The following is a 24,665-nucleotide window of genomic DNA, read 5'->3' on the forward strand; positions in this document are numbered from 1 at the left end:
GACGGCAGGTTAGCCGGGCTCTCACCAGGGTTTGGCGTCGCGGTCGCGCGCCCAGCGCCAGGCGAGCGCCGGGCCCCGCCGGAGCAGCTGCCCGGCTCGCCGCAGCGGGCGCGGGCGCCGCGGCTCGTCTTCGGTGGCCCGCCAGATCTTCGCCGCGCGCGGGTACCGCCGCCGGACGTTGCCCAGGGACGTGTCCCACACCGGGAAGCCGGGCTTGGGCGGCCGGTCGCCCCCGGCCGGGAGCCGGACGATGTAGCGGCGCTGTCCTTTGCGATCCATGTGCCCACCCCTCGGCGGGAACCGTCCCCGCGTCCGAATCATCCCCCGAGGCGACCCTGAGCTGCTAGTTTTCCGGCGCCAAAACTTTTTTGCCGGAGCTGTCGATCCGGGGCCGTGCCGTTCGACGCGTGGGCAAGACCGACCGAGAGGAGACCGCGATGCGGTTCATGGTGATCGTCAAGCAGAACGAAGAGTCCGAGGCGGGCAAGGGCCCGAGTGCGGAACTGCTCGCCGAAATGGGCAAGTTCAACGAGGAGATGGTCAAGGCCGGCATCCTGCTCGCCGGTGAAGGCCTCACGCCGAGCTCGCAGGGGGCGCGCGTGGTGTTCTCCGGCAGCGAGGACCCCAAGGTCGTCGACGGCCCGTTCGCCGAGACCAAGGAGCTCGTCGGCGGCTTCTGGATCCTGCAGTGCCGCGACCGCGAAGAGTGCATCGAGTGGATCAAGCGGATGCCCAACCCCGACGGCCAGGCCGGCGAGGTCGAGATCCGGCGCGTCGCCGAGGCGTCCGACTTCGAGAACATGACGCCCGAGGTCGAGGAGCTGGAAGGGCGGCTGCGCGCGCAGAGCGCCCAGGAGTCGTGATGCGGTTCCTCGTGATGGTCAAGGCCACCGCCGACACCGAGGCGGCCGGGTACCAGCCCACGGCCGAGGAACTGACCGAAATGACGAAGTTCAACGCCCGGCTGCTGGACGAAGGCCGGATCGAGCTGGCCGAGGGGCTCACCTCCAGCGCCGAGGGCGTCCGCGTCCTCTTCGCGGGGGACGCCGAGCCGAAGGTCATCGACGGGCCGTTCGCGGAGACGAAGGAGCTGATCGCCGGGTTCTGGGTGCTGAACGGCGAGTCGCTCGAAGACGTCGTCGCGCTGATGAAGCAGGCGCCCAACCCGAATCCCGAGGTGAAGAGCGGCGTGATGGAGATCCGCCCGATCGCCGAGTAGTGGGTTGCACCGCGGCCGATCACCCTGTCTGATGGCCGGGTGACGGTTGCGGACACCCGGAGCACGGTCGAAACGGTCTGGCGCATCGAGTCGCCGCGGCTCATCGCGGGGCTGGCCCGGATGGCCCGTGGCGACGTCGGTCTCGCCGAAGAGCTGGCGCAGGACGCGCTGGTCGCGGCGCTGGAGCAGTGGCCGGGGTCCGGCGTGCCGCGCAACCCCGGCGCGTGGCTGATGACCATCGCCAAGCGCCGCGCGGTCGACCAGTTCCGCCGCAACGAGCGGTACGCGGAGAAGCTCGAAGAGGTCGGCCGCGGCCAGCAGCTCGGCGAGGGCGTGCTGCCGGACTTCGACGCGGCCCTCGACGACCACATCGAGGACGACGTCCTCCGGCTGCTGTTCGTCGCCTGCCACCCGGTGCTGAACACGCAGGCAAGGGTCGCGCTGACGTTGCGCATGCTCGGCGGCCTGACGACCGACGAGATCGCGCGCGCGTTCCTGGTCCGCGAATCGACGATCGCCCAGCGGATCGTCCGCGCGAAGAAGGCGCTGGCGGCGGCGAAGGTCCCGTTCGAGGTCCCGGAGGGCGACGAGCGCGTCGCCCGCCTGTCGTCCGTGCTCGAGGTCCTCTACCTGGTGTTCAACGAGGGCTACTCGGCCACCCGCGGCGACGACTGGATGCGCCCGGCGCTGTGCGAGGAGGCGATGCGCCTCGGCCGCGTGCTCGCCGCGCTCATGCCGGGCGAGTCCGAGGTCCACGGCCTGGTCGCGCTGATGGAGCTGCAGGCGTCCCGCGCGAAGGCCCGCACCAAGCCCGACGGCGAGCCGGTGCTGCTGCTCGACCAGGACCGTTCCCGCTGGGACCGGTTCCTGATCCAGCACGGCCTGGCGGCGCTGGCCCTGTCGGAGCAGATCGCCGAAGGGGCGTACGGGCCGTACTCCGCGCAGGCGGCGATCGCGGCCTGCCACGCCCGCGCCCGGACCCCGGAGGCGACGGACTGGGCGCGGATCGCGGCGTTGTACGAAGGCCTCGGCAAGCTCCAGCCGTCGCCGGTGATCGAGCTGAACCGCGGGGTCGCGGTGGCGATGGCGCACGGGCCGGAAGCGGGACTGGCGGTGGTGGACGCGGTCGCGGCGGACGAGGCGCTGAAGGACTACCACCTGCTGCCGAGCGTCCGCGGCGACCTGCTGGAGAAGCTCGGCCGGCTGGAAGAGGCGGAGGGCGAGTTCCGCCGGGCGGCGGAGATGACGGAGAACGCCCGCGAGCGCGAGCTGCTCCTCAACCGCGCGAAGGCCGTCGGCGCTTAGCGGCGCTCGCCTCGCTGCTGCCGGGCTTCCGGGACGTACGCAGTGCGTTGGTCGCGGGCTACATGTGGTTCTGTGCCGGGTGGTTGCTGGTGGGGCACTACCACCCTCCGGCGGCTGACCGTGGACGACCTCGACGAGCGGCCGCGCGGTCCGCTATCGGTCTTCCGGCCGGTGACCAGTCGCGTGGTAGCGCGGGTGCGCAGCCGGATCCGGTCGGACTACCGGCAGCTCCAGGAGAAGACCACTTCCGATAACACGCCGCGCGGTGAAGACCGCCACGAAGTCGATCGTCTCACCATCGATGCGCTGCGCGAAGTGCTGCATATGTCGCCACGGTTGATCACCGCGAAGCCCGAATTGCATCGAAGCAGTCGTATCGGGAGTGGTCGGCGTCGCTGACATCTACCTTTTCGGCCAGGCGCGCGCTTTGTTCCGGGAGGCGCACAGCATGATCGGGCACAGCGTCGCGGACGGCACGATCAGCTCCGCGGCGATGGGTGACCGGACCTAGCGGCCCCGCCACGAAAGCGGCGACAACGTCAACGCCGCTTCCGCGATCTTCTTCGCCGTTGCCGTCTTCAGCCCCTTCGTCGCCGACGCGATCCACTCGTCCACCGGGCGCACGCCGATATCGCGGTACTCCAGGGCCTGCAGCAGCATCTCCAGCTTGTCCGCGTCCTTCGCGCACAACGCTTCCGCCGTCGCACGGCTCTCGTACTCGTCCACCGCCTCGCGCACCAGCTCGCGCGACTTCTTCGGCAGCGCGGCCGTCTGGTCGGCGGTGATCTCGCGCGGTTCCGGCTTGCGCAGGTACTCCACCGCCGTCAGCGGGAGGTCGCCCGTGCGCGTCTCCTGCGTGTCGTGCCACAGCGCGAGGAACGCCGCCCGCTCCGGGGACGCGCCTTCTTCCGCCGCGAGCAGCGCCGCCAGCTGGGCCGCGCGGAGGCTGTGCTCGCCGACCGACTCGGGGTCGCGCACACCCGCGTGCCACCAGCCCGACCGCCGGATCCGCTTCAGGAGGCCGAGCTCGTACCCGAACGAGGCCAGCGCTTCAGAGGTCATGCCGCCCAGCCTAGGGCGACGGGATCATCGCCGTCAGGATCGTCGCCTGCAGGAGGGAGATCACGCCGACCACGGCCGTCAGCAGCAGGGACCAGAGGAACGTCTGCCGCAGCAGCGAGCCCTCCTTGCCGCTCTGGCCGATCGCCGTCGCGCCGATCGACAGGTTCTGCGGGGAGATCATCTTGCCCATCACGCCGCCGGACGTGTTGGTCGCGCCGGCCAGGATCGGGTTCAGGTTCAGCTGCTGCGCCGAGATCACCTGCATCGGGCCGAACAGGCTGTTCGTCGACGCGTCCGAGCCGGTCAGGAACACGCCCAGCCAGCCGATGTAGGCGGAGAACAGCGGGAAGACCGCGCCGGTCGTCGCCAGGGCCAGGCCCAGCGTCTGCGTCGCGCCCGAGTAGTTCATCACGAACGCGATGGCCAGGATCATGAAGATCGTCGCGAGCGCCCAGCGCATCTGGACCAGCGTCCGCCGGTACGTCTCGAGCAGCAGCTTCGGCCGCGCGCCCATCGCGAAGCCGGCGATGACCGCCGCGATCAGCGCCACCGTGCCGGGTGAGAACAGGAAGTCCACCGTGAACGTCGCCGCGTAGGGCGCGTTCTTCGCCGTGATCGGCGGGTGCTGGATGACGTGGTTGTGCAGGCCCGGCCAGGCGAAGATCCAGTCCGCCTTGTGCAGCAGCTTCGTCAGGTCCAGCCAGGTGGGCAGGTTCTTGAAGATCGTGCCGATCCGCGACAGGAAGATCGCGAGGATCAGGATGATGTAGGGCATCCACGCGTGGAGCGCGCGCCGGTCGGATTTTTCGGCGGTCGAGACAGCGCTTTCTTCACCTTCGAACCGCCACACCGCCGCGGGCTGCCAGAACCGCGTCAGCACCCAGAGCGCGGCCATCGCGGTGAGCGCGGCGAGGACGTCGACGAGGCTGGCGCTGATGTAGTTGGACGCGACGAACTGCATGGCGGCGAAAGCGAACCCGGCGGTCAGCACGGCCGGCCACACCTCGAGCATGCGCTTCCAGCCGGCCAGGACGACGACGAGGAACGCCGGGATGATCAGCGCCAGCACCGGAACCTGCCGCCCGACCATGGCCGAGAACAGCTCGGTGGCCTGGTCCTGCTTGAGGTGCATGATCGGCGCGGTCAGCCTGCCGAGCACGATCAGCGGGTTGCCGAGCCCGCCGAACGCGACCGGCGCGGTGTTCGCGAGCAACGCCAGCACAACGGCCTTCACCGGCGGAAACCCGAGCGCGGCCATCATCGCCGCGGTGATCGCGATCGGCGACCCACCACCCGCGACGCCTTCGAGGAGCGCGCCGAAGGCGAACGCGATCAGAAGGGCCTGGAGCCGCCGGTCTTCGCTGAACCCGGCGAGCACCCGCTTGATCGAGTCGAACCGGCCGGTCGCCACCGTGACGTTGTGGAAGTACACGGCGTGGAACGCGATCCAGGCCACCGACCAGATCCCGAACAGCACACCCATCGCGGCGGAGTCGAACGCCAGTGCGGCCGGCATCCGGTACAGCAGAAGGGCGACGCCGAGCGCGGTGACCAGCGCGAGCGCGGCCGAGAGGTGCGCGGAGAAGCGGACGACGCCGAGCGCGACGAGCAGCACGACGATCGGCAGCGCGGCGAGCAGCGCGGACACCCACAGCCCACCCGCCGGCTGGTAGTCCTGGATCCAGGTCACGGTCGGCTCCTTCGCCGGGTGCGGGGACAGCGGGGTGGGGATCGGTGGCCGAGCGCCGGAGGTTGGGTCGGGCGGCTGCGGGTTGGCCGAGCAGGGGTGGCGTTCGGGCGGGCGGCCGCGGGTGGGGCCGGCCGTGGGCTGGTGGGGTTGGGGCCGCGGCCGTGGTGGTGCGGGCCATGCGGCTGTGGGTTGGCCGAGTCGCGGGGTTGGGGCCGGGTGGCTGTGGGTTGGCCGAGGCGCGGGATTGGGGTCGGGTGGCTGCGGCCGCGGCGTTGCGGGCCGGGTGGCTGTGGGCTGGCCGAGTCGCGGGATTGGGGTCGGGTGGCTGAGGCCGTGGAGTTGCGGGTTGGCCGAGTCGTCGGGGTCGGGATCGGGTGGCTGCGGGTGAGGCGGTGTCGTGGGCCGGGCGGCTGCGGGTTGGCCGAGCCGTGGCGGGCCGCGCGGGTCGGGGTGGGCCGCGAGACGGGGCCGGGCGCCGCGACCGCGAGTGGGTCAGGCGGGGCGGCTCCGGACGAAACCCAACCTCAGCGACAGCGCCGCAGCCGTGCCGGCCACCGATGCGCCCAGCTCGTCCAAGCGCCGCAGCACCCGCGGTGCCGGTCCCGCGATGCTGATCGCCGCGATCGGCCTGCCGGAGTGGTCGCGGACCGCGGCCGCCACGCACCCGACGTCCGGCTCGTTCTCCACCTCGTCGATCGCCCAGCCGCGCCGGCTCGTGCGCGCGAGCTCGTCCAGGAGCCGGTGGGGGTCGATGATCGTCTTCAGCGTCAGCGAATCCAGCTTCATCCGGCGGACGCGCTCGGCGCGGTCGACCTCCGGCAGCGCGGCGAGCCACGCCTTCCCGAGCGACGTCGCGTGCTGCGGGCGGCGCGTGCCGAGGCGGCAGGCGAGCGTCACCGCGCTGGCGCTGCGTTCGGTGGCGACGTAGACCATCGTGTCGTTGTCCGGCACCGCTAGGTACGTCGTCTCACCCGAGCGCTCCGCGAGCGACGCGAGGTAGCGCGGCGCGCACCGGTGCAGGTCGGTCGCCGCCATCGCGCGGGCGCCGAGCTCGACCAGCCGCGTCCCCAGCCGCACGCGGCCGGTGATCTGGTCGGCTTCGAGGTATTCGAGGTTCTTCAAGGTGCCGACGATCCGGTACGCGGCACTGCGGGAAAGCCCCAGTTGCCGCGCGATCGCATTGGTGGAAATCTCCTGGTGCCGGCCCACGTGCTCCAGCACCGCGAGTCCGCGTTCGAGAGTTCCGCTGTTCTCCAGCCCGCGCTCCGGTCCCACGTTGCCCTCCGTTGGACGTTCCCGGTTTCCGCTCAGCGGCAAGGCTTTCCGCTGGGTGGGTTTGGACGGTAACACCTCCGATGTATGTACGGAAGATCTTGAAACGCTTCAGGATAAACGCAGTTACTTGTGCACGCTAATTGGTACAACCTCCGATGGTTAAGTTTCCTACCTATGGCGGTTGCGGGCCTCTGAACAGGCCGGATCGACAACTTCGACAACGTTGTCGTTCAGGTCCGTGAATGCGCATTCACGAGCCTGAACCGCGCCGGTCGGCGGGGAAAAGTCACGAACGCCCGGAAAGGTCGACGGCCGCCCGGACGTCGGCCATGGCCTGCCGCGCGGATTCGCCGAAGTCGCCGCCGGCGCTCCAGTGTTCGTGGGCGAGCTTCATCGCGAGCGCGCCCAGTTCCGCGGCGACGCACGCCGTCAGCTCCGGGACGCCACGCCGTCTCAGCGCGTCGGCCAGCGTCGCCGTGAGGGTCAGGCCCTTCAGGGCTTCGCGCTCCCGCAGTTCCGGGTTGGCGTCGATCACCGCCCGCCGGAGCGCGCCGAACTCGCGGCGCTCCGGCGTGAAGACCTCGCGGCCGACCGCGGCCACGGCGTCCGTCACCACGTCGAGCGGGCTGGCGGTTTCCGGTGCCGCGGCGACCGCTCCGGCGAGCAGGCCGGCCAGCGTGCCGCCGCCGAAGAGCACTTCGCGCTTGTCCTGGAAGTGCCGGAAGAAGGTGCTCTTCGTCAATCCGGCGCGCTCGGCGATGTCGATCACCGTCGTGTCCTCGTAGCCGCGCTCGGCGAACAGTTCCAGCGCGGCTTTGCTCAGCCGCTCCGGGGCGTTCGGTTGCCAGCGGGCCATGGGACCACTTTACGGCACTTGGTCCCGTCATCGGTGTACGGTGATGGGACCAAGTCTCATCACTGCCGCTGGAGGTCCCCGTGAGCCGAGCCGTCGTCTACGAAGAGTTCGGTGGTCCCGAAGTCCTGGAGCTGCGCGAGGTGCCGGAACCGCACGCCGGCCCGGGCGAAGTGCGCGTCCGCGTCACCGCGGCCGGGCTGAACCCGATGGACTGGGGCCTCGCCGCCCGGCCCGAAGCCGCGGCGCAGTTCGGCATCACGCTGCCGTCGGGCTTCGGGTACGACTTCGCCGGCGTGGTCGACGAGGTCGGGCCCGGCGCCACCGGGTTCGCCCTCGGCGACCGCGTCCACGGCGGCGCGCTCGGCCGGGCCGTCGCCGACTTCGTCGTCATCGAGGTGCCCGGTTCGCTCTTCCCGACGCCGGACGGGATCGGCGACGAAGTGGCGAGCACGCTCCCGGTGGCCGGCTCCTCGGCGGCCGCGGCGCTGGCGGCGATCGGGCTGCGGTCCGGCGACACCGTCCTGATCGGCGGGGCCGCCGGCGGCGTCGGCATCTTCGCCGTCCAGCTCGCGAAGCTCGCCGGTGCCCGGGTGATCGGGACGGCGTCGGAGAGCACGTTCGGCTTCCTGCGCGAGCTCGGCGCCGAGCCGGTCACCTACGGCCCCGGGCTGGCGGACCGCGTCCGGGCGCTCGGCGTGACCGCGGCGACGGACCTGTTCGGCACCGAGACGGCCGAGGCCGCGCTGGCCATCGGCGTCCCGCCCGAGCGGATCTCCACGATCGCCGCCGGCCCCACCCCGCCCGGCGGCGTGCGGGCGACCGGGGGCGCCGACGCGGAACCGGGCGAGCTCGCGAGGATCACCACGGCGATCGTCGACGGGCAGCTCACCGTGCCGATCGCCGCGGTCTTCCCGGTCGAGAAGATCCGCGACGCCGTCGCCCTGCAGGCCGGCCGGCACGTGCACGGCAAGGTCGTCGTCACGCTCTGACGCGAGACGCGGGCCACGGACTCAGGAAACTCACAGCGCCCGCGGGGCACCATCCGCACCGATGACCGTCCGAAACCCCTTCCGCACCCGTGCGTCCGTGGCCGCCGGCCGGCTGACCGCTTGGCTGTCCCGCAGTTCGGGGCTCGGCCGCGGCGGCATGATCGGCGGCCGCGTCACGCTCGCCCTCGACCCGCGGGCACTGGGCCGGCTCGGCCGGGAGCGGACCGTCGTGGTGGTCACCGGCACGAACGGCAAGACGACGACGTCGCTCATGCTCACCCGCGCGCTCGAAGCGCTGGCCGAGGTCGCCGCCAACACGGACGGCTCGAACATGCCCGACGGCGTCCTCGCCGCGCTGGCCGCCCGCCCGGACGCGCCGTACGCGGTCCTCGAAGTCGACGAGGCCCACGTGCCGTGGGTGGCGGAGCAGCTCCAGCCCGCCGTGCTCGTGCTGCTGAACCTCAGCCGCGACCAGCTCGACCGCGTCGGCGAGGTCCGCGCCACCGAACGCGACCTGCGGGCGGCGCTGGCGGAGCTGCCGGGCACGGTGGTCGTCGCGAACTGCGACGACGTCCTCGTGACGTCCGCCGCGACGGCGGCCGCGCGGCCGGTGTGGGTGAGCACCGGGCGGCGCTGGACCGGCGACTCGACGGCGTGCCCGCGCTGCGACGGCCTGGTCGGGTTCCGCGGCAAGGACTGGAGCTGCGGCTGCGGGCTGGCTCGTCCGGAACCCGGCTGGACCCTCGACGGCGACCTCGTCCGCACGCCCGGCGGCCGCGAGGTCGACCTCGACCTGCGGCTGCCGGGGGACGCGAACCGGGCGAACGCGGCGCTCGCGCTGGCCGCGGCGCACCGGCTCGGCGTGCCGCCGCACACCGCGGCCGCCCGGCTGCGGACGATCACCGACATCGGCGGCCGCTACCGCACGATCCGCCGTTCGCGGCACTCCGTGCGGCTGATGCTGGCGAAGAACCCGGCCGGCTGGGTCGAAACGCTGCGCGTGCTGGACGAGGACACGCCGGTGATCGTCGCGGTGAACGCGCAGGAAGCGGACGGGCGCGACCTGTCCTGGCTGTGGGACGTGCACTTCGAGCGGCTGCGCGGGCGTCAGGTGGTGGTCACCGGCGAGCGCGGCGCCGACCTCGCCGTCAGGCTCTGCTACGCCGAAGTCGCGCACTGGATCGAGCCGGACCCGGTGGCCGCGATCGACGGCCTCCCGCCCGGCGCCGTCGAGCTGGTCGCCAACTACACGGCGTTCCGCGACCTGGTCGGGCGGCTGCCCGGTGGCTGAGTCGGTCGTCCACATCGGACTGTTGCTGCCGGAGGTGCTCGGCACCTACGGCGACACCGGCAACGCGCAGGTGCTCTGCCGCCGGCTGCGGTGGCGCGGGTTCGACGCCGAGGTCGTCCCGGTCGGGCTGGGCGAGCCGGTACCGTCCACTTTGGACCTGTACCTGCTCGGCGGCGGCGAGGACGGCGCCCAGGCGCTGGCCGCCGCGCACCTGCGCAGGCACTGGCGGACGCGCTCGAGCGGCGCGGTGGTCTTCGGCGTCTGCGCGGGCCTGCAGGTGCTCGGCACCCGCTTCCGCGGCCTCGACGGCGTCGAGCACGACGGCCTCGGCCTCCTCGACGTCACCACGGAACCCGGCGAGCGGCGCGCGGTGGCGGAGCTGGTGGCGTCGTCGTCGGGGCTGCTGCCCGAGCCGCTCACGGGCTTCGAGAACCACCTGGGCGTGAGCAAGCTCGGCGCGGACAGCGAGCCGCTCGGCACGGTGCTGCGCGGCACGGGCAACGGCGACGGGACCGAGGGCGCGGTGACGGACCGGGTGGTGGGGACGTACCTGCACGGCCCGGCCCTGGCCCGCAACCCGGCGCTGGCGGACCTGCTGCTGAGCTGGGTGGCGGGGCACCCGATGCCCCCGCTGGAGCTCCCGGAGGTCGACCGCCTGCGCACGGAACGCCTGACAGCCACCCGCCGACGCCGATGACCGCGGTGCCCCCAGTCCCGCTCACGACCGGCGGCGACCCGCGGTGGACGTGACCGCGGGGGAACCGCGGGTGGCCGCCCTTCGCGGTTACGCTGCGTTGGTGAAGCTGGGCAGGGTGATCGCCGCGACCGGGGTTCGGATGCGGACCACCGCGGTGGCGGTGCTCGCGCTCGCGCTGGCCATCGCGGCCGCCGGGGTGGTCGTCGTGCTGCTGCTGGAGGAGTCGCTCGACCGCAGCGTCACCGAGAGTGCGCGCAGCACCGGCCGCCAGGTCGCCATCCAGCTCGTCCGCGAAGGCGCGCGCGACCTCAGCGCGAGCGACGTCGCCAGCACCGGGGACACCGAAGCCGTCACCCAGGTCCTCGACGCGCGGGGCGTGCCGATCGCGAGCGACCCCGCCATCGTCGGGCACCCGCCGCTGACCGCCGCCCGGCCGGTCGTCGGGCGCGAGACCATCGAGACGCTGCCGCTCGGGCTCAACGGCGACAGCGACGACTACCGCGTCGTCTCGCAGGAGGTGAACGGGCCGGGCGGGCCGTTCACCGTCATCTCCGCGCGGTCGCTGGAGCCGGTGACCGAGGCGTCCACGCGCCTCACGTTGCTGCTCGGCCTGATCGCCGTGCCGCTGCTCGCGATCTCCGGCCTCGCCGTCTACCGCGCGGTCGGCTCGGCGCTGCGGCCGGTCGAGCGGATGCGCCGGACCGTCGCGGAGATCTCGACGCGCGACCTCGCCGCGCGCGTGCCGCTGCCGCCCGGCGGGGACGAGGTGCACCGGCTGGCCGTCACGCTCAACGAAATGCTCGGGCGGCTGGCGTCCGCTCAGGCCGCGCAACGCCGGTTCGTCGCCGACGCCAGTCACGAGCTGCGGTCGCCGCTGTCGACGATCAGCACCGCGCTCGACGTCTCCGGGCGGCACCCGGAGAGCACCGGCGACCTGGTGCCGGTGATCGCCCGCGAAACCGCGCGGCTGCGCGAGCTCGTCGACGACCTGCTCATGCTCGCCCGCACCGACGACGCCACCGACCGGCCGCAGCGCACCGAGGTCGACCTCGACGACATCGTCCGCGCCGAAGCCGAGCGGGTCCGCGGCGAAGGCGCGCTCGACGTCGAGGTCCGCGCCGGGCCGGCGAAGGTGCACGGCAGCGAGGCCCAGCTGCGCCGCGCGGTGCGGAACCTGGTCGACAACGCCCGCGGGCACGCGCGGTCGCGCATCCGCGTCAGCAGCTCGGTGCGCGGCGACCTCGCCGTCGTCGAGGTGAGCGACGACGGGCCCGGCGTCGGGGAAGCCGACCGGGAACGGATCTTCGAGCGGTTCGTCCGCCTCGACGCGTCGCGGCAGCGCGGGCACGGCGGCACCGGGCTGGGCCTGCCGATCGTGGCCGGCATCGCGGCCCGCCACGGCGGCCGGGCGCGCTACGCCGACCCCGGCGAACCGGGTGCGCGGTTCGTCATCGAGCTGCCGGTGATCGCCGTGCCGAAGGAGGAGTAGTGCGCCTGCTGATCGTGGAGGACGAGCGCGAGTTCGCGGAGACGCTGCGGCGCGGGCTGGTCGCCGAAGGCTTCACCACCGACGTCGCCCACACCGGCCGGGAAGGGCTCTGGCGGGCGACCGAGCACGTGTACGACGTCGTCGTGCTGGACATCATGCTGCCCGAGCTGTCCGGCTACGAGGTGCTCAAACGCTTGCGGGCGGCGGAAAACTGGACGCCGGTGCTGATGCTCACGGCCAAGGACGGCGAGTACGACGAAGCCGACGCGTTCGACCTCGGCGCCGACGACTACCTGTCGAAGCCGTTTTCCTTCGTCGTGCTCATCGCGCGGCTGCGGGCGTTGCTGCGCCGTGGCGCGCCGGCCCGCCCGGCCGTGCTGGAGGCGGGCGACCTGCGGCTCGACCCGTCCGCGCGCACCGTCCACAGGGGACAGCAGCGGATCGAGCTGACCGCGCGGGAGTTCGGGCTGCTGGAGTTCCTGTTGCGGCGCCCGGGAACCGCGCTGACGAAGAACGAGATCCTCAACCACGTCTGGGACGCCCACTACGACGGCGACGAGAACGTCGTCGAGGTCTACATCGGCTACCTGCGGCGCAAGATCGACACGCCGTTCGGCACCCGCACCATCGAGACGGTCCGGGGCGTCGGGTACCGGCTCGTGGACGTTACTCGATCGTAACCTCGCGGGCCGATTCCGCGCATTGGTTCCGCTGGGTGTCCCGGCGCTGCGCCATTTGTCCTTGCGAGTTGCCGCATCCCGCCCATTCGTTCGCGCGAACCGGTGAAAAATACCGTCCCGCAACGCTTCTCCTGGGAGTTGTGCCCGTTGCTACGGTGGGCACCCGACCGCGACCCAGGAAAGCGATGAGTGAATCGCCAGAGCCGTTCCTTGCGTCAAACAACAATATTTCGGAGTGCGCCGGGAAATCCGTTTCCCGGTTGCGCGCCGCTGATGCGCCGACGGCGGCTGGTCCGTGCTCGTGGACGTCGTCGAACTGGCCCGGATCCCGGATTCCACCAGTGTGATGGCCACCTACCGGGTGGACATCGACGGGACGGGTGAGCTCGGCGCGTGCGAGTGGCTGCGGCGCTTAACCCGTGGCGCCACCGATTTGTGAAAGGAGAGGTGACACGATTGGCCGCTTCGTCCGATTCGCTGGCGGACGTTCTGGAACGCGTACTCGACAAGGGGGTGGTGATAGCCGGCGACATCGGGGTCAGTGTCGTCGACGTCGAATTGCCGACCCTGCGGATCCGGCTCTTCTTCGCGCCCAACGCCGCCCGCGCCGAACTCGGGAAAACCGGCACCGAGCCGTTGCTGCCCGAAAGGGAAGAACCGCGGTGAGCACCTCGAACTGGCTGTGCGCGTACGCGATCACGCGCAACCGCCCCGCGCTGGACATCGGGGGATCGCCGCGGTTGATCGGCTACCGCGACCTCGGGGTCGTCGTCGCCGAGGCGGCCCTGGCGCGCTTCGACCGCATCGACACGCTCGACCCGGTCGACGGCGCGCTCGCCGAACCGGCCCGCGAGCACGACGCCGTGGTGCGCGCGGTGTTCCGTCACGAACCCGTGCTGCCCCTGCGGTTCGGCACCGTCCTGGACGGCGAGGCGGCGGCCGTCCGGCTCCTCGAAGCCGGCTACGAGCAGGCACGCACCTGCCTCGACGAGGTCGACGGGCACCGCGAGTGGGGTGTCCGTGTCCGGCACGCCGAGCCCGCCGCGTCCAGCCGCCCGGACGCCACGGGCCTGACCGGGACGCGGTACCTGGTCCGGCGCCGCGAACGGCTCAAGGCGATCCAGCGGGGCCGCGAGGAGGTGCTGGCGGCCACCGGCCGGCTCGGGAAGGCGCTGCGCCGCCACGCCTCCGACAGCATCGGGCGCGCGCGGCCGCACGGGGTGCTGGCCAACACGGCCTACCTCGTGGAAACCGGCCGGGAAGCGGCGTTCCACGCGGAGTTCGAGTGGTTCGCCCGCGAGCTGCGCGCGGTGGGCGCGACGGTCGAGACGTCCGGGCCGTGGCCGCCGTACTCGTTCACCGACGTCGAGCTGGGGGCCGCGGGTGGCTGACGCGGAAGTCGTGCGCCTGAGCGCGGAATCGCCCGCCGAAGCCGTCGCCGACCTGCTCGACCGGGTCGTCCACCGCGGCGCGGTCGTCACCGGGGACGTGATCATCTCACTCGCCGGTATCGACCTGATCCGCCTCGACCTGCGGCTGCTGCTCGGGCTCGAGGAGGCGCCGGGATGAACGAACCCCGCCGACGCCGGGCGCGGGCTGGGGCGCCTCGTCGTCACCGTGCTCGACATCCTCCGCGAAGTGCTCGAACGCCAAGCGCTCCGGCGCCTCGACAGCCTCACCCCCGCCCAGGTCGAAGACCTCGGGCAGGCCCTGATCGACCTGGAGCTCCGGTTCGCGGAGATCCGGGCCCTCTTCGACGAAAGGACCTAAGTGACCAGACCGGGACAGACCGGCGGCGGCCTCGCCGACACGCTGGACATCCTGCTGGACAAGGGACTCGTGATCGACGCGTCGGTGCGGGTGTCGGTGATCGGGATCGAGCTGCTGGCCATCGAGGCCCGGATCGCGATCGCCGGCGTCGACACCTGCATCCGCTACCTCGAAGCGATGCGGCGCCTGCAGAGCACACCTGTGCCGGGGCAGGTCTCGCGAGGACTCGGCCAGACGACCGGGCTGATCCCGCCGCCGACGCCGGCCGTCGCGGTGCCCGTCGACCCGGCCGTCCCCGCCGACCAGCCGTGACGCTGCAGCTCTACGGCGTCGTGCGCGCCGGGCACCCGCGGGCGCCGCGCACGGTCCGCTGGGACGATCTCGCCATGGTCGTCGGCGAACCCGAACCCGACCCGGCGGCGCACCTCGCGGTGGTGTCCGCGCTCGTCGAGGGCGGCCCGGTGCTGCCGGTCCGGTTCGGCACCGTGGCCGAGGACGAAGAGGCCGTCCGCGCCGAGGTGCTCGCCCCGGCCGCCGACGAATACCGCGCCGACCTCGACCGGCTCGACGGCCTGGCCGAGGTGCACGTCTGCCTGCGGTTCACCGAACCCGGGTCGCCGTGGCGTTCGGCGCGTTCGGACGGGCTGCTGTCGGAGGTCGCCGAGCGGGCGCGCGACTCGGTGGCGCTGCCGGCGGGGGAGTCCGCCGACGAGCGGTGGGCGTTCCTCGTCGGGCTGGGCGACCTGCTGGTCGTGCGGGACACCGTCGCCGGGCTCGGGCCGGGCGGCGGTGTCCAGGCCGACTGGCTCGGGCCGCTGCCGGCGTACAGCTTCCTCGATCGGCGGACGTGCTCCCGCTGGAGCTGGTGATCGAGGGCGGAACAGCTGTTGAACACTCTTTTCGGTACTGGTCGTGACCGCCCGCCATCGGCGATCCTGACGCCGTGACCACCAGTGAGCTCGCCGCCATCGGCGGGCCCGGCTCCGGGCCGGGCCGGTTCAGCGCGCCGTCGGGCATCGCGGTCGACGCGCGCGGCCGGCTGTGGGTGGCCGACACCGGCAACGACCGCGTGCAGGCCTTCACCCGCACCGGTGCTCTCGTGCGCGTCATCGCCGGGCGGCTCAAGGCGCCGGAGGGGATCGCGGTCGACGCCGCGGGCAACGTCTACGTCGCCGACACCGGCAACCGCCGGGTCGTGCAGTACACGTGGTGGGGCGGTTTCGTGCGCGGGTTCGGCGACTTCGCCCGGCCCCGCGCGGTCGCGGTGGACCCGGCCGGTCGGCTGCTGGTCGACGACGGCGGGCGCGTCGCGCGGTTCGACACCCGGACCGGCGCGGCGCTGCCCGACGCCGCGGACTGGGTCAGCTCACCGCGTGACAGCGCCGGCGACGGCGCGGGCGGCGTCTGGGTCGTCGACACCGGCAACCACCGGATCGTCCACTTCGGAGCGCCGGCCTAGCTCTTCGAGATCGCGGCCGTCGCGCGGACCACGGCGGTGCAGCGGTTCTCGACGTAGGCGAGCCCGCCGTCCTCGGCGATGCGGCGCGCTTCGGCCGAGACGATGCCCTGCTGCAGCCACAGCGCCTTCGCGCCGATCTCGACGGCCTCCCGCGCGATGCCCGGTGCTTCGGGCGACGGGCGGAAGACGTCGACCAGGTCGACCGGCTCCGGGATGTCCTTCAGCGACCGGTAGACCTTTTCCCCGAGCAGCTCGGTCGCGCTCGGGTGCACCGGGATGATCCGGAAGCCGTGGGCCTGCAGGACCGCCGGGACACCGTGGGCGGCCTTGGCCGGGTCGCGGCTCAGGCCGACGACGGCGATGGTCTTCGCGCCGGCGAGGATTTCCTCTGCTTTCATACCGGGAGAACGCGCGACGGGCGTCAAAGCTTCCAGAGCCGCAGGCCGCGCACGCGGTAGACCGGCCAGAGCACGTGCCACGGCTTCCGGTGGGCGAAGGTCGCGGCGCACGTCAGGATGTTGCGGGCGGACGTCGTCGCCACCTCGTGGCGGTCCGGCCAGGACTCGCCCTTGGCGCCGACGGCGATCCGGAACACCGTCAGCAGGCCGCGGCCCTGCAGGTCGTACTTCGCGCCGGTGTCCCCGGAGTCCGGCGCGAGTTCGGCGATCTCGGCCCCGAAGGCGCGGGCCGCCTGCGGCGCCACCTCCGCGGGTACGGCGCCGACGCTGCGCGTGATCGCCTTGCCGTGCAGCCGCCGCGCGTACCGGTACACCAGCGAGCGCTCCCACCACGGCAGCAGGCGGTGGTGCGCCAGCAGCGCGGCGCACTCGCCGTGCCCGATGGCGAAGATGCTGGTCAGCTCGTCGTAGCTGCCGTTCGTGGCCGGCTCGTTCAGGTGCAGCCGCACCTCGAACCGGGTGCGCGCGGTGAGCTCGTCGAGCTGCTCACGGCGGTCGAGCCGCGCCTTCGCGCGGGACAGGGACCAGTCGGACATCGGACCTCCAGCCGTCGCGCACAGGCTAAACGGCGCGCGACGCCGGGAACACGCTTTCAGCCGATCTTCTCGCCGTACATCTCGCCGAGCGGGTCGGAGATCAGCTCGACGCGCGCACCGTCCGGATCGGACAGGTAGATCGAGGTTTCGCTCTCCAGCAGGTACTGCACGCCGGCCTCGTCGAGCTTGTCCTTGATCGCGCTCCACCGATCGGGCGTGACGGACAGGGCCAGGTGGTGCAGTCCACCGAGGACTTCCGCGTACGGGCCGAGGTCCAGGCCGGGCAGGTCGAAGAAGGCGACCGCGTTGCCGTTGCCGACGTCGAAGAAGAAGTGGCTCGAGCCGGGGTAGTCGCGGTTCTCGATCAGCTCGGTGAGCGGGAAGCCGAGGACGTCCTGGTAGAACTCGATGGTCCGCTCGACGTCGCTGGAGATCAGCGCGGTGTGGTGGATGCCGCGCCCGTTCGTCGCCGGGCGGTCGGCGGCCGGGCGCAGGTGGCGCTCGCGCAGCTCGTCGCGGACCTCGGCGAGCTTGGTGACCTCGGCCTGGGTCGGTGCCATGTCCCTCACGTCCCTTCCTGGTGGTTGTCCCCGAAGCTACGCCCGATTTATCTCGCGCGCAAGAGGTTGTCTGGCGAGAGTTCCGCTGGGTGGAACACCGCGGCTTGTGCGGGAGGTGCGCGGCGGGCAGAGTCCGGGGCGTGGACGTCAGCAAGGTGCAGGAGGCCGCCGCCGTACTGGCGCGGGCCTACGCGACGCGCGAACCGGTCGAGCCGCTGATCAAGCTGTTCCCGGAGGCGACCGTCGAGGACGCGTACCGGATCCAGCAGGAGCAGGTGCGGCACTGGACGTCGGGCGGCGACGCGGTCCGCGGGCACAAGGTCGGCCTCGCCTCGGCGGCGATGCAGCGGCAGATGGGCGTCGACCAGCCCGACTACGGGCACCTCACCGGGAGCATGTTCCACCTGGAGCACCAGCCGATCCCGACGTCGGCGTTCCTGCAGCCGCGCATCGAGCCGGAGATCGCGTTCGTGCTCGGCTCGGCGCTGCGCGGCCCCGGCGTGACGGTGGCGGACGCGGTGCGCGCGGTGGACTTCGTGCTGCCGTCGCTGGAGATCGTCGACTCCCGCATCCGCGACTGGAAGATCTCGCTCTTCGACACGATCGCCGACAACGCCTCCTCCGGCGGCGTGGTGCTGGGCAGCAGCCCGACGGCGCTGGGTGCCGCGGACCTGCGGCTGGCCGGCTGCGTCCTGTACCAGAACGGTTCGGTGGCGGCGACCGGCGCGGGTGGCGCGGTGCTCGGGTCGCCGTTGAACTCGCTGGTGTGGCTGGCGAACACGGTCGGCCCGCTGGGCGTCACGCTGGAGCCGGGGCACGTCGTGCTGCCGGGCTCGATGACCCGGGCGATCCCGGTGTTTCCGGGCGACACGATCGTCGCGACCATCGCCGGCCTCGGCAGCGTCACCGCGGTCTTCTCGGAGGAATCATGAACGTGCGCGAAGCGGCCGCGGCGCTGCTGGGGACGGTCGCGGAGCGCTCGCCGCTCTCGGAGGAGTGGCCGGGCCTCGACGTCGACACGGCGTACGCGATCCAGGACGAGGCCCTGCGCCAGCGCCGCGCCCGCGGCGAAACGCTGATCGGCGTGAAGCTGGGCCTGACGTCGCGGGCGAAGCAGGAGCGGATGGGCATCGATTCGCCGCTGCTGGCTTGGCTCACCGATGCGATGGTGTTGCCCGCGGGCGTGCCGGTGCCTTCGCTGATCCACCCGCGTGCCGAGCCGGAGCTGGTCTTCGTGCTGGGTCGCCGGCTGGCCGGTCCCGGCGTGACGGCGGCGACGGCGCTGGCCGCGGTCGATCGCGTGTACGGCGGTGTCGAGGTGATCGACAGCCGGTACGCGGACTACCGCTTCACGCTCCCGGACGCGGTGGCGGACAACGGTTCTTCGGCGTACTTCAGCGTGGGTCCGGTGGGGGTTCCGCCTGCTTCGCTGGATCTGTCGTTGGAGGCGACCCTGCTGGAGGTCGACGGCCAGATCGTCGACACGGCCACGGGCGCGGCGGTCCAGGGCCACCCGGCGGAGGCCCTCGCGCTGGCCGCGAACTCGCTGGCGGCCCGGGGATTGGCGTTGGAGCCGGGGTGGCTGGTGCTGACCGGCGGGATGACGGACGCGGTCCCGCTTCGGCGGGGATCTCGCGTGGCGGCGCACTTCTCGCACCTGGGTTCGGTCACGCTGTCGGCTTGAGGTCACGGGCAGTGGGCTTCGCGTTTGAAGAGACCCTTGGTGCACGGTGAGGTGATGCCGTCCGCCGGGATGACGTAGTGATCCGACACGCCGAGCCCGTCGAGGCCGGTGTACCCGATCAGCCCGGGAGCGGCCTCCGGGTCGACGATGACTCCGTGCCGTCCGTCGTAGCGGATTCCAAGGTCCAGGAAGACGTTGGCCAGCTTGGCCGCTTGGGTGCCGGTGGGGCCGAAGAAGTCGCGGTAGGCGAGGAAGCCGGAGGTCGACACCTGCTCTCCGGTCCGCAGTTCCGCCTTCGAGCTGACGCCCAAGGTGGGACCTTCGTAGGTCACGAGCCCGAAGTTTTCGACACACTTCCCGTCGCCGGCGTCGAGGTAGCCCGCGACCCGATCGTCGTCGAGCTGGACCGGCTGGAAGCGGTAGCTGACCTTGTAGGCGAAGTTCGGCGTGGAGTTGGCGACCTTGATCGTCAACGGGATGTAGAGGTCCAGCTGGGGGTGGACCTCGCAGCCGGTCGGGAGCGGCCCGGGTGCCTGACCGGCCGGGATCGGCGCGCCCAAGGTGAGTTCGACGTCCTCGGTGAAGCCGTCCCCTTTGCCGTCGCGCGCCTTGAACTTGTACGTCGCCGCGGCGCCGTACTCGGTCTTGGCCGGCGGTGCGGTGGGCGGTGCGGCGACGACGCTGCTGGTGGTGGGCGGGTTCTCGGGGGAGGTCCGTGGCGTCTCCCCACATGCCGACAAGCTCAGCACGGCCGAAAGCGCGGCGACCACCACCAGGCGAGCACGCATGATGTTCCCTTCGACGAGGACCGTGTTCCGAGCGCCAGAGTCGGGACCTCACGCGTGGTGGTTACGGCGGGCACCGGGCCGGAATGAAACCGTGACTGGGCCTGGGGGCGGTCACGCCGGCCGGGTGAGCGCGATTCGCTCGATGCCGCGGATGACGCGGGGCCAGACGGCTCGCGGGAGGTCGTGGCCCATTCCCGGGACGATGTCGAGGGCGGCGCCGGGGATGGCGCGGGCCGTGGCTCGGCCGCCCGAGACGTGGACCAACGGGTCGCGGGCGCCGTGCACCACCAGGGCCGGGAGCTTCGCTCGGCGCAGCCCGGGGGCGCGGTCGCGGTCGGCCATGATCGCCGCCAGCTGGCGGAGGGCGCCGCCTGGGGGGAGGCCGCGGTCGTACGTGCGCTCGGCTCGGGTGCGCATTCGGGCTTCGTCGAACGGGTAGGCCGGTGAGCCGATCAGACGGAACGTGCGCATCAGCGTCTCGACGTAGCTTTCGCGGTCCTTCGGGGGTGTGGTGAGCAGCATCGGCAGGGCGCGGGCGCTCGGCCGGCCGACGAACCGGCCGCCGGTGCTGGACATGATCGACGTCAGCGACAGCACCCGCGAAGGGTGGCGGATGGCCAGGGTCTGGGCGATCATCCCGCCCATCGAGGCGCCGACGACGTGGGCGGCCGGGATGCCCAGCTCCGTGAGCAGGCCCGCGGCGTCGTCGGCCATGTCGGCCAGCGTGTACGGGGACCGGCGGAGCAGGTACGCCTGCGCGAGGTCGGCCCGGCCGTGGAGGCGGGTCGAGCGTCCGGCGTCGCGGTTGTCGAAGCGGATCACGTGGAAGCCCCGGGCGGCCAGGGTTTCGCAGAACTCCTCGTCCCACCAGATCATCGGGGCGGCCAAGCCCATGATGAGCAGGAGGGGCCGGCCTGCCGGGTCGCCGAAGGATTCGTGGCAGAGCTCGATGCCGTTGACGCGGGCCAGCTGCTCGGTCATCGGGCCTCCGCCGTTTCGGTGCCGTTGCGGTACGCGCGGGCCTGGATCTCGTACAGCTCGTGGTAGACGCCGCCCGCGCGGATCAGGTCGGCGTGCGTGCCCTCCTCGATCAGTCTGCCCTTCTCCAGGACCAGGATGCGGTCCGCCGAGCGGATGTTGGCCAGGCGGTGGGTGACCAGGACCGTGGTGCGGCGGCCCCGGTGCGACGTGCTCGCGTGCTGGAGCCCGGCGAACACCCGGGCTTCGGCGCGGGCGTCGAGCGCCGCCGTCGGTTCGTCGGCCACCAGGACCGAGGCGTCGCGGTAGATGCCGCGGGCGATGCCCATGCGCTGCCACTGGCCGCCGGACAGGTCGTGGCCTTCGTCGAACTTCTTGGACAGCATCGTGTTCTCGCCCGCGGGCAGGGAGGCGATCACCTCGTCCGCGCCCGAGTAGTCGACCGCTTCGCGCCACGCGCGGCGATCGGGGTCCGCGCGGCCGAGGCGGCCGACCGTGATGTTGTTCGCCGCCGTCATCGGCCATTCCGCCGGTTCCTGGGCGATCACCGCGATGTTCGCGTGCACCGACGCCGGGTCGGCCCCGGCCAGGTCGACGTCGTCCCAGTGGACGGTGCCCTCGTCCGGCGGGTACAGCCCGGTGAGGAGCTTGCCCAGCGTGGTCTTGCCCGAGCCGTTCTCGCCGACCAGCGCGACCACCTCGCCGCGCCGGATGGTCAGCGAGATGTCCCGCAGGGCCGGGGTTTCGCGGCCCGGGTAGGTGAACGTGACGCCCGCCAGCCGGATCTCGCCCGGGTCGGCCGGTGCGGTCAGCGACGTCTCCGGTGGCCGCCGTTTCACCGATTCGACGAGCAGCTGGTTGTAGAACCCGATGTAGAACGAGTCCTCGTACAGCGAATTGACCGCGCGCATGGTGTTGGACAGCGCCGTCGACGCCGTGCGCATCGCCAGCACCGCCGTGCCGGCCAGCGCCAGCTCCATCCCGCCGGTGTAGAGCAGCCAGCCGAGGACCAGGTACGCCGCCGCCGTGCCCAGCCCGGCCGCCGCCCGGCCGGTGGTGCGCACCAGGTTGCTGCGGTGCGCCAGCCGGATCTCTTCGCGCGCGAGGCTGCGCGAGATGCGCCGGTACTCGCCGAGCAGCGGCTCCTGCAGCGTCAGCGCGTGCCGTTCGAGGGCCATCGTCCGCCAGGTGGCGACCTCCTCGACGACCGACTTGCGGATGTTGCGCCCGACCGTGTCGAGGAAGTGCCGGTAGTTCAGCTTCGCCACGCGCGCGGCGGCCCAGCCGTCGGCCGCCGCGGCGAGCAGGAGCACCGGCGCGAGCCACGGGTTCAGCAGCCCGGCCGTGAGCATCGCCGCCGCGAGCGAGATCACCGACGACGTCAGGTCGGCCAGCCGGCGCAGGCTCGTCTCGATGGCCCGGACGCCGAACCGCGCGCCTTGGCGCGCCAGCTCGCGGAAGTCCGCGTCCTCGAACGCGATCAGCCCGACGCGCACCACCGACGCCGTCACCGCGTCGTCCGCCGCCGCGGTGACGCGCGGCCGCAGCGCACCCTCGACGGCGGCGACCGCCGCGTCCAGCGCCGCGCGCGCCGCGTACGACCCCGTGACGACCGCGAGCGCGGGCAGCGACTGCAGCACCCGGTCCGGTGTCGGGCCCTGTTCGAGCAGCGCGGTGAAGACGTTCGCGGTGGCGAGCAGCCCGAACGCCGTGACGCAGCCCGAAACGACGTGCACGAACGCGGCCAGCAGCGTCAGCCTCGGCGAAGTCCGCCACGCCAGCCGCAGCACGACGGAGATCGCGGCCGGCAGCGCGCGCACGGCTTGGCCGAAACCCGCGTTGGCCACGCGCTCGTCGACGCGGGCCCACTCGGGCATCTTGACGTTCTCGACCCCGATCAGCGGGGGCGAGTCCGTCGGCTGCGGTTCGGTGTTTCCGGGCACGTGTTCATCTGTACTCCGGGGGTCCGACAATTCCGGGAGTCCGCTGCGTGCGAGCCCGGGTGCGGTCGGTGAGCGGGGCTGGGCCGTTCGGGTGAAAGTAATCGTTTTCCCTGGGCCTTTGGCGCCATTGGGGGACACACTCGCTGCACAGCTCGAAAGTGCGCAACACCGAATAACTAATCGTTGTTGTGAAATAGCGCGCCGCGGGACCGTCCAGGGTCGACAGGTCCGTGGATGCGCTGGCACAGACCGGAAACGGGTGACGTCCTCGTGCCAGGGGGGAGGGGCGTCACCCGTTTCCGCCTACTCTTCGACGCGGCTGTAGTGCGCACGCAGGAATGGGCTGAAATCGCGGTCTTCGCCCATCTTGACGTCGATTTCGTGCGTCAAGGTGTCCCCGGCCGGGGTGAGCCGGTGGCGGGCCACCCCGCGGGCGGTCTTCTTCTCCAGGGTCAGCGTGGTGCCGGACCAGCTGCCGCGGGCGGGCGAGTCGGGTGGGAAGCCGTAGCTGTCGAAGCCGTACCAAAGCGTCTCACCGGTGCCCGGGTCGGCGGTGAAGACGTTGTGCCCGAGGAATTCGGATCCGTCGTCGCGGCGCTGGCGGTAGTGCTGGATCAGCGCGAACCCGTTGAGGGCCAAGCGGTATCCGCACTCGGCGTGCGCGGTCGAGGCGGGTGCCCACGGTGCCGCGGCGAGCTCTTCGGTGCCGGTCCAGTCGCCGACGAAGGCTTTCAGCGCGTCGTGGGCGGGGCCGAGGGTGGGCATGTCCATGGTCGTCTCCATTTCGACAGGTGCCTGTCGTTGTGCGAGACTAGCACGCATGCGGTCTCCCAGAGCTGAGACGTTCACCCGCGTGATCGACGCGGTTTTCGCGTGCAACGGCGGCTTCCTCGTGGCGGGCGACGCGCTCACCGGGCCGGTCGGCCTGACGGCGGCGCAGTGGCAGGTGCTCGGCTTCCTGGAGGACGGCCCGGCGACGGCCGCGGACGTCGCCCGGCGGCGGGGGCTGCGCCGGCAGAGCGTGCAGGAGACGGTGAACCGCCTGCTGCGCAACGGAATGCTCGACCGGCTGCCGAACCCGGCGGACGCGCGGGCGCCGCTGTTGACGTTGACGCGCCGGGCGAAGGACGCGATGCGGGAGCTGGGCCGCGCGCAGGTCGAGTGGGCGGAGGGACTGGCGGCGGAGGTGTCGCAGGAAGACCTGGAGACGACGCTGCGCACGTTGCGGCGCCTGCGGGAGCTGGCGGCCCAGCCGCGGTTGCCGTGACCGGAGGGATGGCGGGCCGCGGCTGGGGGGTGAGTTGGACCGGACGGCCGCCGAGGGGGAGCAGGTCAGTCCGGCTTGATGCCCAGCATCGTCAGGAACGTGCGGAAGCCGGTGGACATGTCGACCTCCGCCGGGTCCAGCAGCCACTGCAACTGCAGGCCGTCGAGGACCGCGATGGCGATCGGGGCCAGCTGTTCCGGCGTCGTGCCCGGCGGGAGCTCGTCGCGGTGGCGTTCCAGCATCTGCGTCATGCCTGCCCGGACGCGCGTGTAGCGGTCGTGGAAGTACTCGCGCGCCGGGTGGTCCTCGGTGACGCTGTCCGCCGACAGCACCGTGTACGTCTGGACGATGCCCGGGCGCGTGGCGTTGTAGTCGACCAGGTCGGCCAGCTGGTTGACCGTCATCGCCGACTCGTCGCCCGGCGGGGCGTGGCCGAAGTGGAGCAGGTCCCACTCGTCGCGGGTCTCCAGCACGGCCGTGAGCAGGTCTTCCTTCGTCGGGAAGTAGTGCATCAGCCCCTGTTGGGTCAGGCCGACGCGCTCGGCGACCGCGGCCAGCGAGGTGCCGCGGTAGCCGCGTTCGGCGATCACCTCGAAGGCCGCTCGGACGATGCTCGCGCGGCGGTCGGCTCCCCTGGCCCGGGTCATGATCCCGAGCCTACGGGACGAG

Annotated in this window: 33 protein-coding genes and 1 pseudogene; 21 read left to right on the forward strand and 13 right to left on the reverse strand. The window is 72.2% G+C overall.

Features of this window, described 5'->3' with window-relative positions:
* Positions 1 to 21 precede the first annotated feature (21 nt).
* The gene (locus tag MUY14_RS40470) at positions 22 to 279 is read right to left on the reverse strand and encodes a hypothetical protein (RefSeq protein WP_247017636.1); all 258 of its coding nucleotides are present in this window, start codon (positions 277 to 279) and stop codon (positions 22 to 24) included.
* Positions 280 to 437: 158 nt separating this feature from the next.
* On the opposite strand from MUY14_RS40470, the gene MUY14_RS40475 reads away from it, so the two are divergent.
* From MUY14_RS40475 to MUY14_RS47040, 5 genes are all read left to right on the forward strand, one after another.
* On the forward strand, positions 438 to 863 hold the full coding sequence (locus MUY14_RS40475; RefSeq protein WP_247025482.1) for a YciI family protein: 426 nt from the start codon (positions 438 to 440) through the stop codon (positions 861 to 863).
* Positions 863 to 1,219 carry a YciI family protein gene (locus tag MUY14_RS40480; protein WP_247017637.1) on the forward strand — a complete coding sequence of 119 codons (357 nt, stop codon included), beginning with the start codon at positions 863 to 865 and terminating at the stop codon, positions 1,217 to 1,219. Before MUY14_RS40475 ends, MUY14_RS40480 begins: the two co-directional genes overlap by 1 nt.
* A 39-nt stretch (positions 1,220 to 1,258) precedes the next feature.
* Positions 1,259 to 2,524 (forward strand): RNA polymerase sigma factor, encoded by a 1,266-nt coding sequence (locus tag MUY14_RS40485; RefSeq protein ID WP_247017640.1) that lies wholly within the window; start codon positions 1,259 to 1,261, stop codon positions 2,522 to 2,524.
* Positions 2,525 to 2,644: 120 nt separating this feature from the next.
* A complete protein-coding gene (locus MUY14_RS40490) occupies positions 2,645 to 2,923 on the forward strand; it encodes a hypothetical protein (protein ID WP_247017642.1) in 279 nt (92 codons plus the stop codon).
* Positions 2,907 to 3,035, forward strand: coding sequence for a hypothetical protein (locus tag MUY14_RS47040; RefSeq protein WP_281506216.1), 129 nt, complete (start codon positions 2,907 to 2,909; stop codon positions 3,033 to 3,035). Before MUY14_RS40490 ends, MUY14_RS47040 begins: the two co-directional genes overlap by 17 nt.
* Here the strand turns inward: MUY14_RS47040 and MUY14_RS40495 are convergent.
* The 4 genes from MUY14_RS40495 to MUY14_RS40510 form a co-directional block, all read right to left on the reverse strand.
* Positions 3,032 to 3,586 carry an HD family hydrolase gene (locus tag MUY14_RS40495; RefSeq protein WP_247017644.1) on the reverse strand — a complete coding sequence of 185 codons (555 nt, stop codon included), beginning with the start codon at positions 3,584 to 3,586 and terminating at the stop codon, positions 3,032 to 3,034. The two genes, MUY14_RS47040 and MUY14_RS40495, sit on opposite strands and share 4 nt — an antisense overlap.
* Before the next feature lie 10 nt (positions 3,587 to 3,596).
* Positions 3,597 to 5,276: an L-lactate permease gene (locus MUY14_RS40500; protein ID WP_247017646.1), complete on the reverse strand. Its 1,680-nt coding sequence runs from the start codon at positions 5,274 to 5,276 to the stop codon at positions 3,597 to 3,599.
* Positions 5,277 to 5,768: 492 nt separating this feature from the next.
* A complete protein-coding gene (locus MUY14_RS40505; protein ID WP_086860412.1) occupies positions 5,769 to 6,551 on the reverse strand; it encodes an IclR family transcriptional regulator in 783 nt (260 codons plus the stop codon).
* A gap of 286 nt (positions 6,552 to 6,837) precedes the next feature.
* On the reverse strand, positions 6,838 to 7,407 hold the full coding sequence (locus MUY14_RS40510; RefSeq protein WP_247017648.1) for a TetR/AcrR family transcriptional regulator: 570 nt from the start codon (positions 7,405 to 7,407) through the stop codon (positions 6,838 to 6,840).
* Positions 7,408 to 7,487: 80 nt separating this feature from the next.
* On the opposite strand from MUY14_RS40510, the gene MUY14_RS40515 reads away from it, so the two are divergent.
* From MUY14_RS40515 to MUY14_RS40575, 13 genes and pseudogenes are all read left to right on the forward strand, one after another.
* Positions 7,488 to 8,396: an NADP-dependent oxidoreductase gene (locus tag MUY14_RS40515; protein WP_247017650.1), complete on the forward strand. Its 909-nt coding sequence runs from the start codon at positions 7,488 to 7,490 to the stop codon at positions 8,394 to 8,396.
* 61 nt (positions 8,397 to 8,457) lie between these two features.
* Complete coding sequence (locus MUY14_RS40520; RefSeq protein ID WP_247017652.1) at positions 8,458 to 9,687, forward strand: MurT ligase domain-containing protein; 1,230 nt, start codon at positions 8,458 to 8,460, stop codon at positions 9,685 to 9,687.
* Positions 9,680 to 10,384, forward strand: coding sequence for a type 1 glutamine amidotransferase (locus MUY14_RS40525; protein WP_247017654.1), 705 nt, complete (start codon positions 9,680 to 9,682; stop codon positions 10,382 to 10,384). Before MUY14_RS40520 ends, MUY14_RS40525 begins: the two co-directional genes overlap by 8 nt.
* Positions 10,385 to 10,484: 100 nt before the next feature.
* Entirely contained in the window at positions 10,485 to 11,873 is a 1,389-nt protein-coding gene (locus MUY14_RS40530; RefSeq protein WP_247017656.1) for a cell wall metabolism sensor histidine kinase WalK, read from the forward strand.
* Complete coding sequence (locus tag MUY14_RS40535; protein ID WP_247017658.1) at positions 11,873 to 12,553, forward strand: response regulator transcription factor; 681 nt, start codon at positions 11,873 to 11,875, stop codon at positions 12,551 to 12,553. Before MUY14_RS40530 ends, MUY14_RS40535 begins: the two co-directional genes overlap by 1 nt.
* 301 nt (positions 12,554 to 12,854) lie before the next feature.
* The gene (gene gvpO, locus MUY14_RS40540) at positions 12,855 to 12,992 is read left to right on the forward strand and encodes a gas vesicle protein GvpO (protein ID WP_247017660.1); all 138 of its coding nucleotides are present in this window, start codon (positions 12,855 to 12,857) and stop codon (positions 12,990 to 12,992) included.
* An 8-nt stretch (positions 12,993 to 13,000) separates the two neighbouring features.
* On the forward strand, positions 13,001 to 13,219 hold the full coding sequence (locus MUY14_RS40545; protein ID WP_247017662.1) for a gas vesicle protein: 219 nt from the start codon (positions 13,001 to 13,003) through the stop codon (positions 13,217 to 13,219).
* Positions 13,216 to 13,944 (forward strand): GvpL/GvpF family gas vesicle protein, encoded by a 729-nt coding sequence (locus tag MUY14_RS40550; protein WP_247017664.1) that lies wholly within the window; start codon positions 13,216 to 13,218, stop codon positions 13,942 to 13,944. Before MUY14_RS40545 ends, MUY14_RS40550 begins: the two co-directional genes overlap by 4 nt.
* Positions 13,937 to 14,122: a gas vesicle protein GvpJ gene (gene gvpJ / locus MUY14_RS40555; protein WP_247017666.1), complete on the forward strand. Its 186-nt coding sequence runs from the start codon at positions 13,937 to 13,939 to the stop codon at positions 14,120 to 14,122. The genes MUY14_RS40550 and gvpJ (MUY14_RS40555) overlap by 8 nt, the downstream gene beginning before the upstream one ends.
* A 15-nt stretch (positions 14,123 to 14,137) precedes the next feature.
* Positions 14,138 to 14,323, forward strand: a pseudogene (gene gvpK / locus MUY14_RS40560) (gas vesicle protein GvpK); the annotation flags it as partial.
* Positions 14,324 to 14,635 (forward strand): gas vesicle protein GvpJ, encoded by a 312-nt coding sequence (gene gvpJ, locus MUY14_RS40565; protein WP_247017670.1) that lies wholly within the window; start codon positions 14,324 to 14,326, stop codon positions 14,633 to 14,635. It abuts the pseudogene before it with no gap.
* Positions 14,632 to 15,192 carry a GvpL/GvpF family gas vesicle protein gene (locus MUY14_RS40570; RefSeq protein ID WP_247017672.1) on the forward strand — a complete coding sequence of 187 codons (561 nt, stop codon included), beginning with the start codon at positions 14,632 to 14,634 and terminating at the stop codon, positions 15,190 to 15,192. Before gvpJ (MUY14_RS40565) ends, MUY14_RS40570 begins: the two co-directional genes overlap by 4 nt.
* Before the next feature lie 74 nt (positions 15,193 to 15,266).
* The gene (locus tag MUY14_RS40575; protein ID WP_247017674.1) at positions 15,267 to 15,782 is read left to right on the forward strand and encodes an NHL repeat-containing protein; all 516 of its coding nucleotides are present in this window, start codon (positions 15,267 to 15,269) and stop codon (positions 15,780 to 15,782) included.
* On the opposite strand, the gene MUY14_RS40580 is transcribed toward MUY14_RS40575, so the two are convergent.
* The 3 genes from MUY14_RS40580 to MUY14_RS40590 are packed head-to-tail and all read right to left on the reverse strand — an operon-like array spanning position 15,779 to position 17,336.
* Positions 15,779 to 16,180 (reverse strand): CoA-binding protein, encoded by a 402-nt coding sequence (locus MUY14_RS40580; RefSeq protein WP_247017676.1) that lies wholly within the window; start codon positions 16,178 to 16,180, stop codon positions 15,779 to 15,781. The genes MUY14_RS40575 and MUY14_RS40580 overlap by 4 nt on opposite strands.
* Positions 16,181 to 16,203: 23 nt before the next feature.
* On the reverse strand, positions 16,204 to 16,776 hold the full coding sequence (locus tag MUY14_RS40585; RefSeq protein WP_247017678.1) for a hypothetical protein: 573 nt from the start codon (positions 16,774 to 16,776) through the stop codon (positions 16,204 to 16,206).
* 56 nt (positions 16,777 to 16,832) lie between these two features.
* The gene (locus tag MUY14_RS40590; RefSeq protein ID WP_247017680.1) at positions 16,833 to 17,336 is read right to left on the reverse strand and encodes a VOC family protein; all 504 of its coding nucleotides are present in this window, start codon (positions 17,334 to 17,336) and stop codon (positions 16,833 to 16,835) included.
* A gap of 140 nt (positions 17,337 to 17,476) precedes the next feature.
* On the opposite strand from MUY14_RS40590, the gene MUY14_RS40595 reads away from it, so the two are divergent.
* On the forward strand, positions 17,477 to 18,268 hold the full coding sequence (locus MUY14_RS40595; protein WP_247017682.1) for a 2-keto-4-pentenoate hydratase: 792 nt from the start codon (positions 17,477 to 17,479) through the stop codon (positions 18,266 to 18,268).
* The gene (locus MUY14_RS40600; RefSeq protein WP_247017684.1) at positions 18,265 to 19,020 is read left to right on the forward strand and encodes a 2-keto-4-pentenoate hydratase; all 756 of its coding nucleotides are present in this window, start codon (positions 18,265 to 18,267) and stop codon (positions 19,018 to 19,020) included. The genes MUY14_RS40595 and MUY14_RS40600 overlap by 4 nt, the downstream gene beginning before the upstream one ends.
* Positions 19,021 to 19,022: 2 nt before the next feature.
* On the opposite strand, the gene MUY14_RS40605 is transcribed toward MUY14_RS40600, so the two are convergent.
* From MUY14_RS40605 to MUY14_RS40620, 4 genes are all read right to left on the reverse strand, one after another.
* Complete coding sequence (locus tag MUY14_RS40605; protein ID WP_247017686.1) at positions 19,023 to 19,808, reverse strand: hypothetical protein; 786 nt, start codon at positions 19,806 to 19,808, stop codon at positions 19,023 to 19,025.
* A 111-nt stretch (positions 19,809 to 19,919) separates the two neighbouring features.
* Positions 19,920 to 20,789, reverse strand: a complete 870-nt coding sequence (locus tag MUY14_RS40610; protein WP_247017688.1) for an alpha/beta fold hydrolase — start codon at positions 20,787 to 20,789, stop codon at positions 19,920 to 19,922.
* Positions 20,786 to 22,663, reverse strand: coding sequence for an ABC transporter ATP-binding protein (locus tag MUY14_RS40615; protein ID WP_315863303.1), 1,878 nt, complete (start codon positions 22,661 to 22,663; stop codon positions 20,786 to 20,788). Before MUY14_RS40615 ends, MUY14_RS40610 begins: the two co-directional genes overlap by 4 nt.
* A gap of 369 nt (positions 22,664 to 23,032) precedes the next feature.
* A complete protein-coding gene (locus MUY14_RS40620; protein ID WP_247017692.1) occupies positions 23,033 to 23,500 on the reverse strand; it encodes a DUF1579 family protein in 468 nt (155 codons plus the stop codon).
* Between the two features lie 49 nt (positions 23,501 to 23,549).
* On the opposite strand from MUY14_RS40620, the gene MUY14_RS40625 reads away from it, so the two are divergent.
* Positions 23,550 to 23,996: a MarR family winged helix-turn-helix transcriptional regulator gene (locus MUY14_RS40625; RefSeq protein ID WP_247017694.1), complete on the forward strand. Its 447-nt coding sequence runs from the start codon at positions 23,550 to 23,552 to the stop codon at positions 23,994 to 23,996.
* A gap of 65 nt (positions 23,997 to 24,061) precedes the next feature.
* Here MUY14_RS40625 and MUY14_RS40630 read toward each other — a convergent pair whose 3' ends face one another.
* Positions 24,062 to 24,643 (reverse strand): TetR/AcrR family transcriptional regulator, encoded by a 582-nt coding sequence (locus MUY14_RS40630; RefSeq protein WP_247017696.1) that lies wholly within the window; start codon positions 24,641 to 24,643, stop codon positions 24,062 to 24,064.
* Positions 24,644 to 24,665: the final 22 nt, after the last annotated feature.

Source organism: Amycolatopsis sp. FBCC-B4732, assembly GCF_023008405.1.
Classification (GTDB): domain Bacteria; phylum Actinomycetota; class Actinomycetes; order Mycobacteriales; family Pseudonocardiaceae; genus Amycolatopsis; species Amycolatopsis pretoriensis_A.

Coding starts and splice junctions, on each gene's coding strand:
- MUY14_RS40470 (WP_247017636.1), bottom strand. CDS start 279: ATGGATCGCAAAGGACAGCGCCGCTACATCGTCCGGCTCCCGGCCGGG.
- MUY14_RS40475 (WP_247025482.1), top strand. CDS start 438: ATGCGGTTCATGGTGATCGTCAAGCAGAACGAAGAGTCCGAGGCGGGC.
- MUY14_RS40480 (WP_247017637.1), top strand. CDS start 863: ATGCGGTTCCTCGTGATGGTCAAGGCCACCGCCGACACCGAGGCGGCC.
- MUY14_RS40495 (WP_247017644.1), bottom strand. CDS start 3,586: ATGACCTCTGAAGCGCTGGCCTCGTTCGGGTACGAGCTCGGCCTCCTG.
- MUY14_RS40510 (WP_247017648.1), bottom strand. CDS start 7,407: ATGGCCCGCTGGCAACCGAACGCCCCGGAGCGGCTGAGCAAAGCCGCG.
- MUY14_RS40520 (WP_247017652.1), top strand. CDS start 8,458: ATGACCGTCCGAAACCCCTTCCGCACCCGTGCGTCCGTGGCCGCCGGC.
- MUY14_RS40580 (WP_247017676.1), bottom strand. CDS start 16,180: ATGAAAGCAGAGGAAATCCTCGCCGGCGCGAAGACCATCGCCGTCGTC.
- MUY14_RS40585 (WP_247017678.1), bottom strand. CDS start 16,776: ATGTCCGACTGGTCCCTGTCCCGCGCGAAGGCGCGGCTCGACCGCCGT.
- MUY14_RS40590 (WP_247017680.1), bottom strand. CDS start 17,336: ATGGCACCGACCCAGGCCGAGGTCACCAAGCTCGCCGAGGTCCGCGAC.
- MUY14_RS40600 (WP_247017684.1), top strand. CDS start 18,265: ATGAACGTGCGCGAAGCGGCCGCGGCGCTGCTGGGGACGGTCGCGGAG.
- MUY14_RS40605 (WP_247017686.1), bottom strand. CDS start 19,808: ATGCGTGCTCGCCTGGTGGTGGTCGCCGCGCTTTCGGCCGTGCTGAGC.
- MUY14_RS40610 (WP_247017688.1), bottom strand. CDS start 20,789: ATGACCGAGCAGCTGGCCCGCGTCAACGGCATCGAGCTCTGCCACGAA.
- MUY14_RS40615 (WP_315863303.1), bottom strand. CDS start 22,663: ATGCCCGAGTGGGCCCGCGTCGACGAGCGCGTGGCCAACGCGGGTTTC.
- MUY14_RS40620 (WP_247017692.1), bottom strand. CDS start 23,500: ATGGACATGCCCACCCTCGGCCCCGCCCACGACGCGCTGAAAGCCTTC.
- MUY14_RS40625 (WP_247017694.1), top strand. CDS start 23,550: ATGCGGTCTCCCAGAGCTGAGACGTTCACCCGCGTGATCGACGCGGTT.
- MUY14_RS40630 (WP_247017696.1), bottom strand. CDS start 24,643: ATGACCCGGGCCAGGGGAGCCGACCGCCGCGCGAGCATCGTCCGAGCG.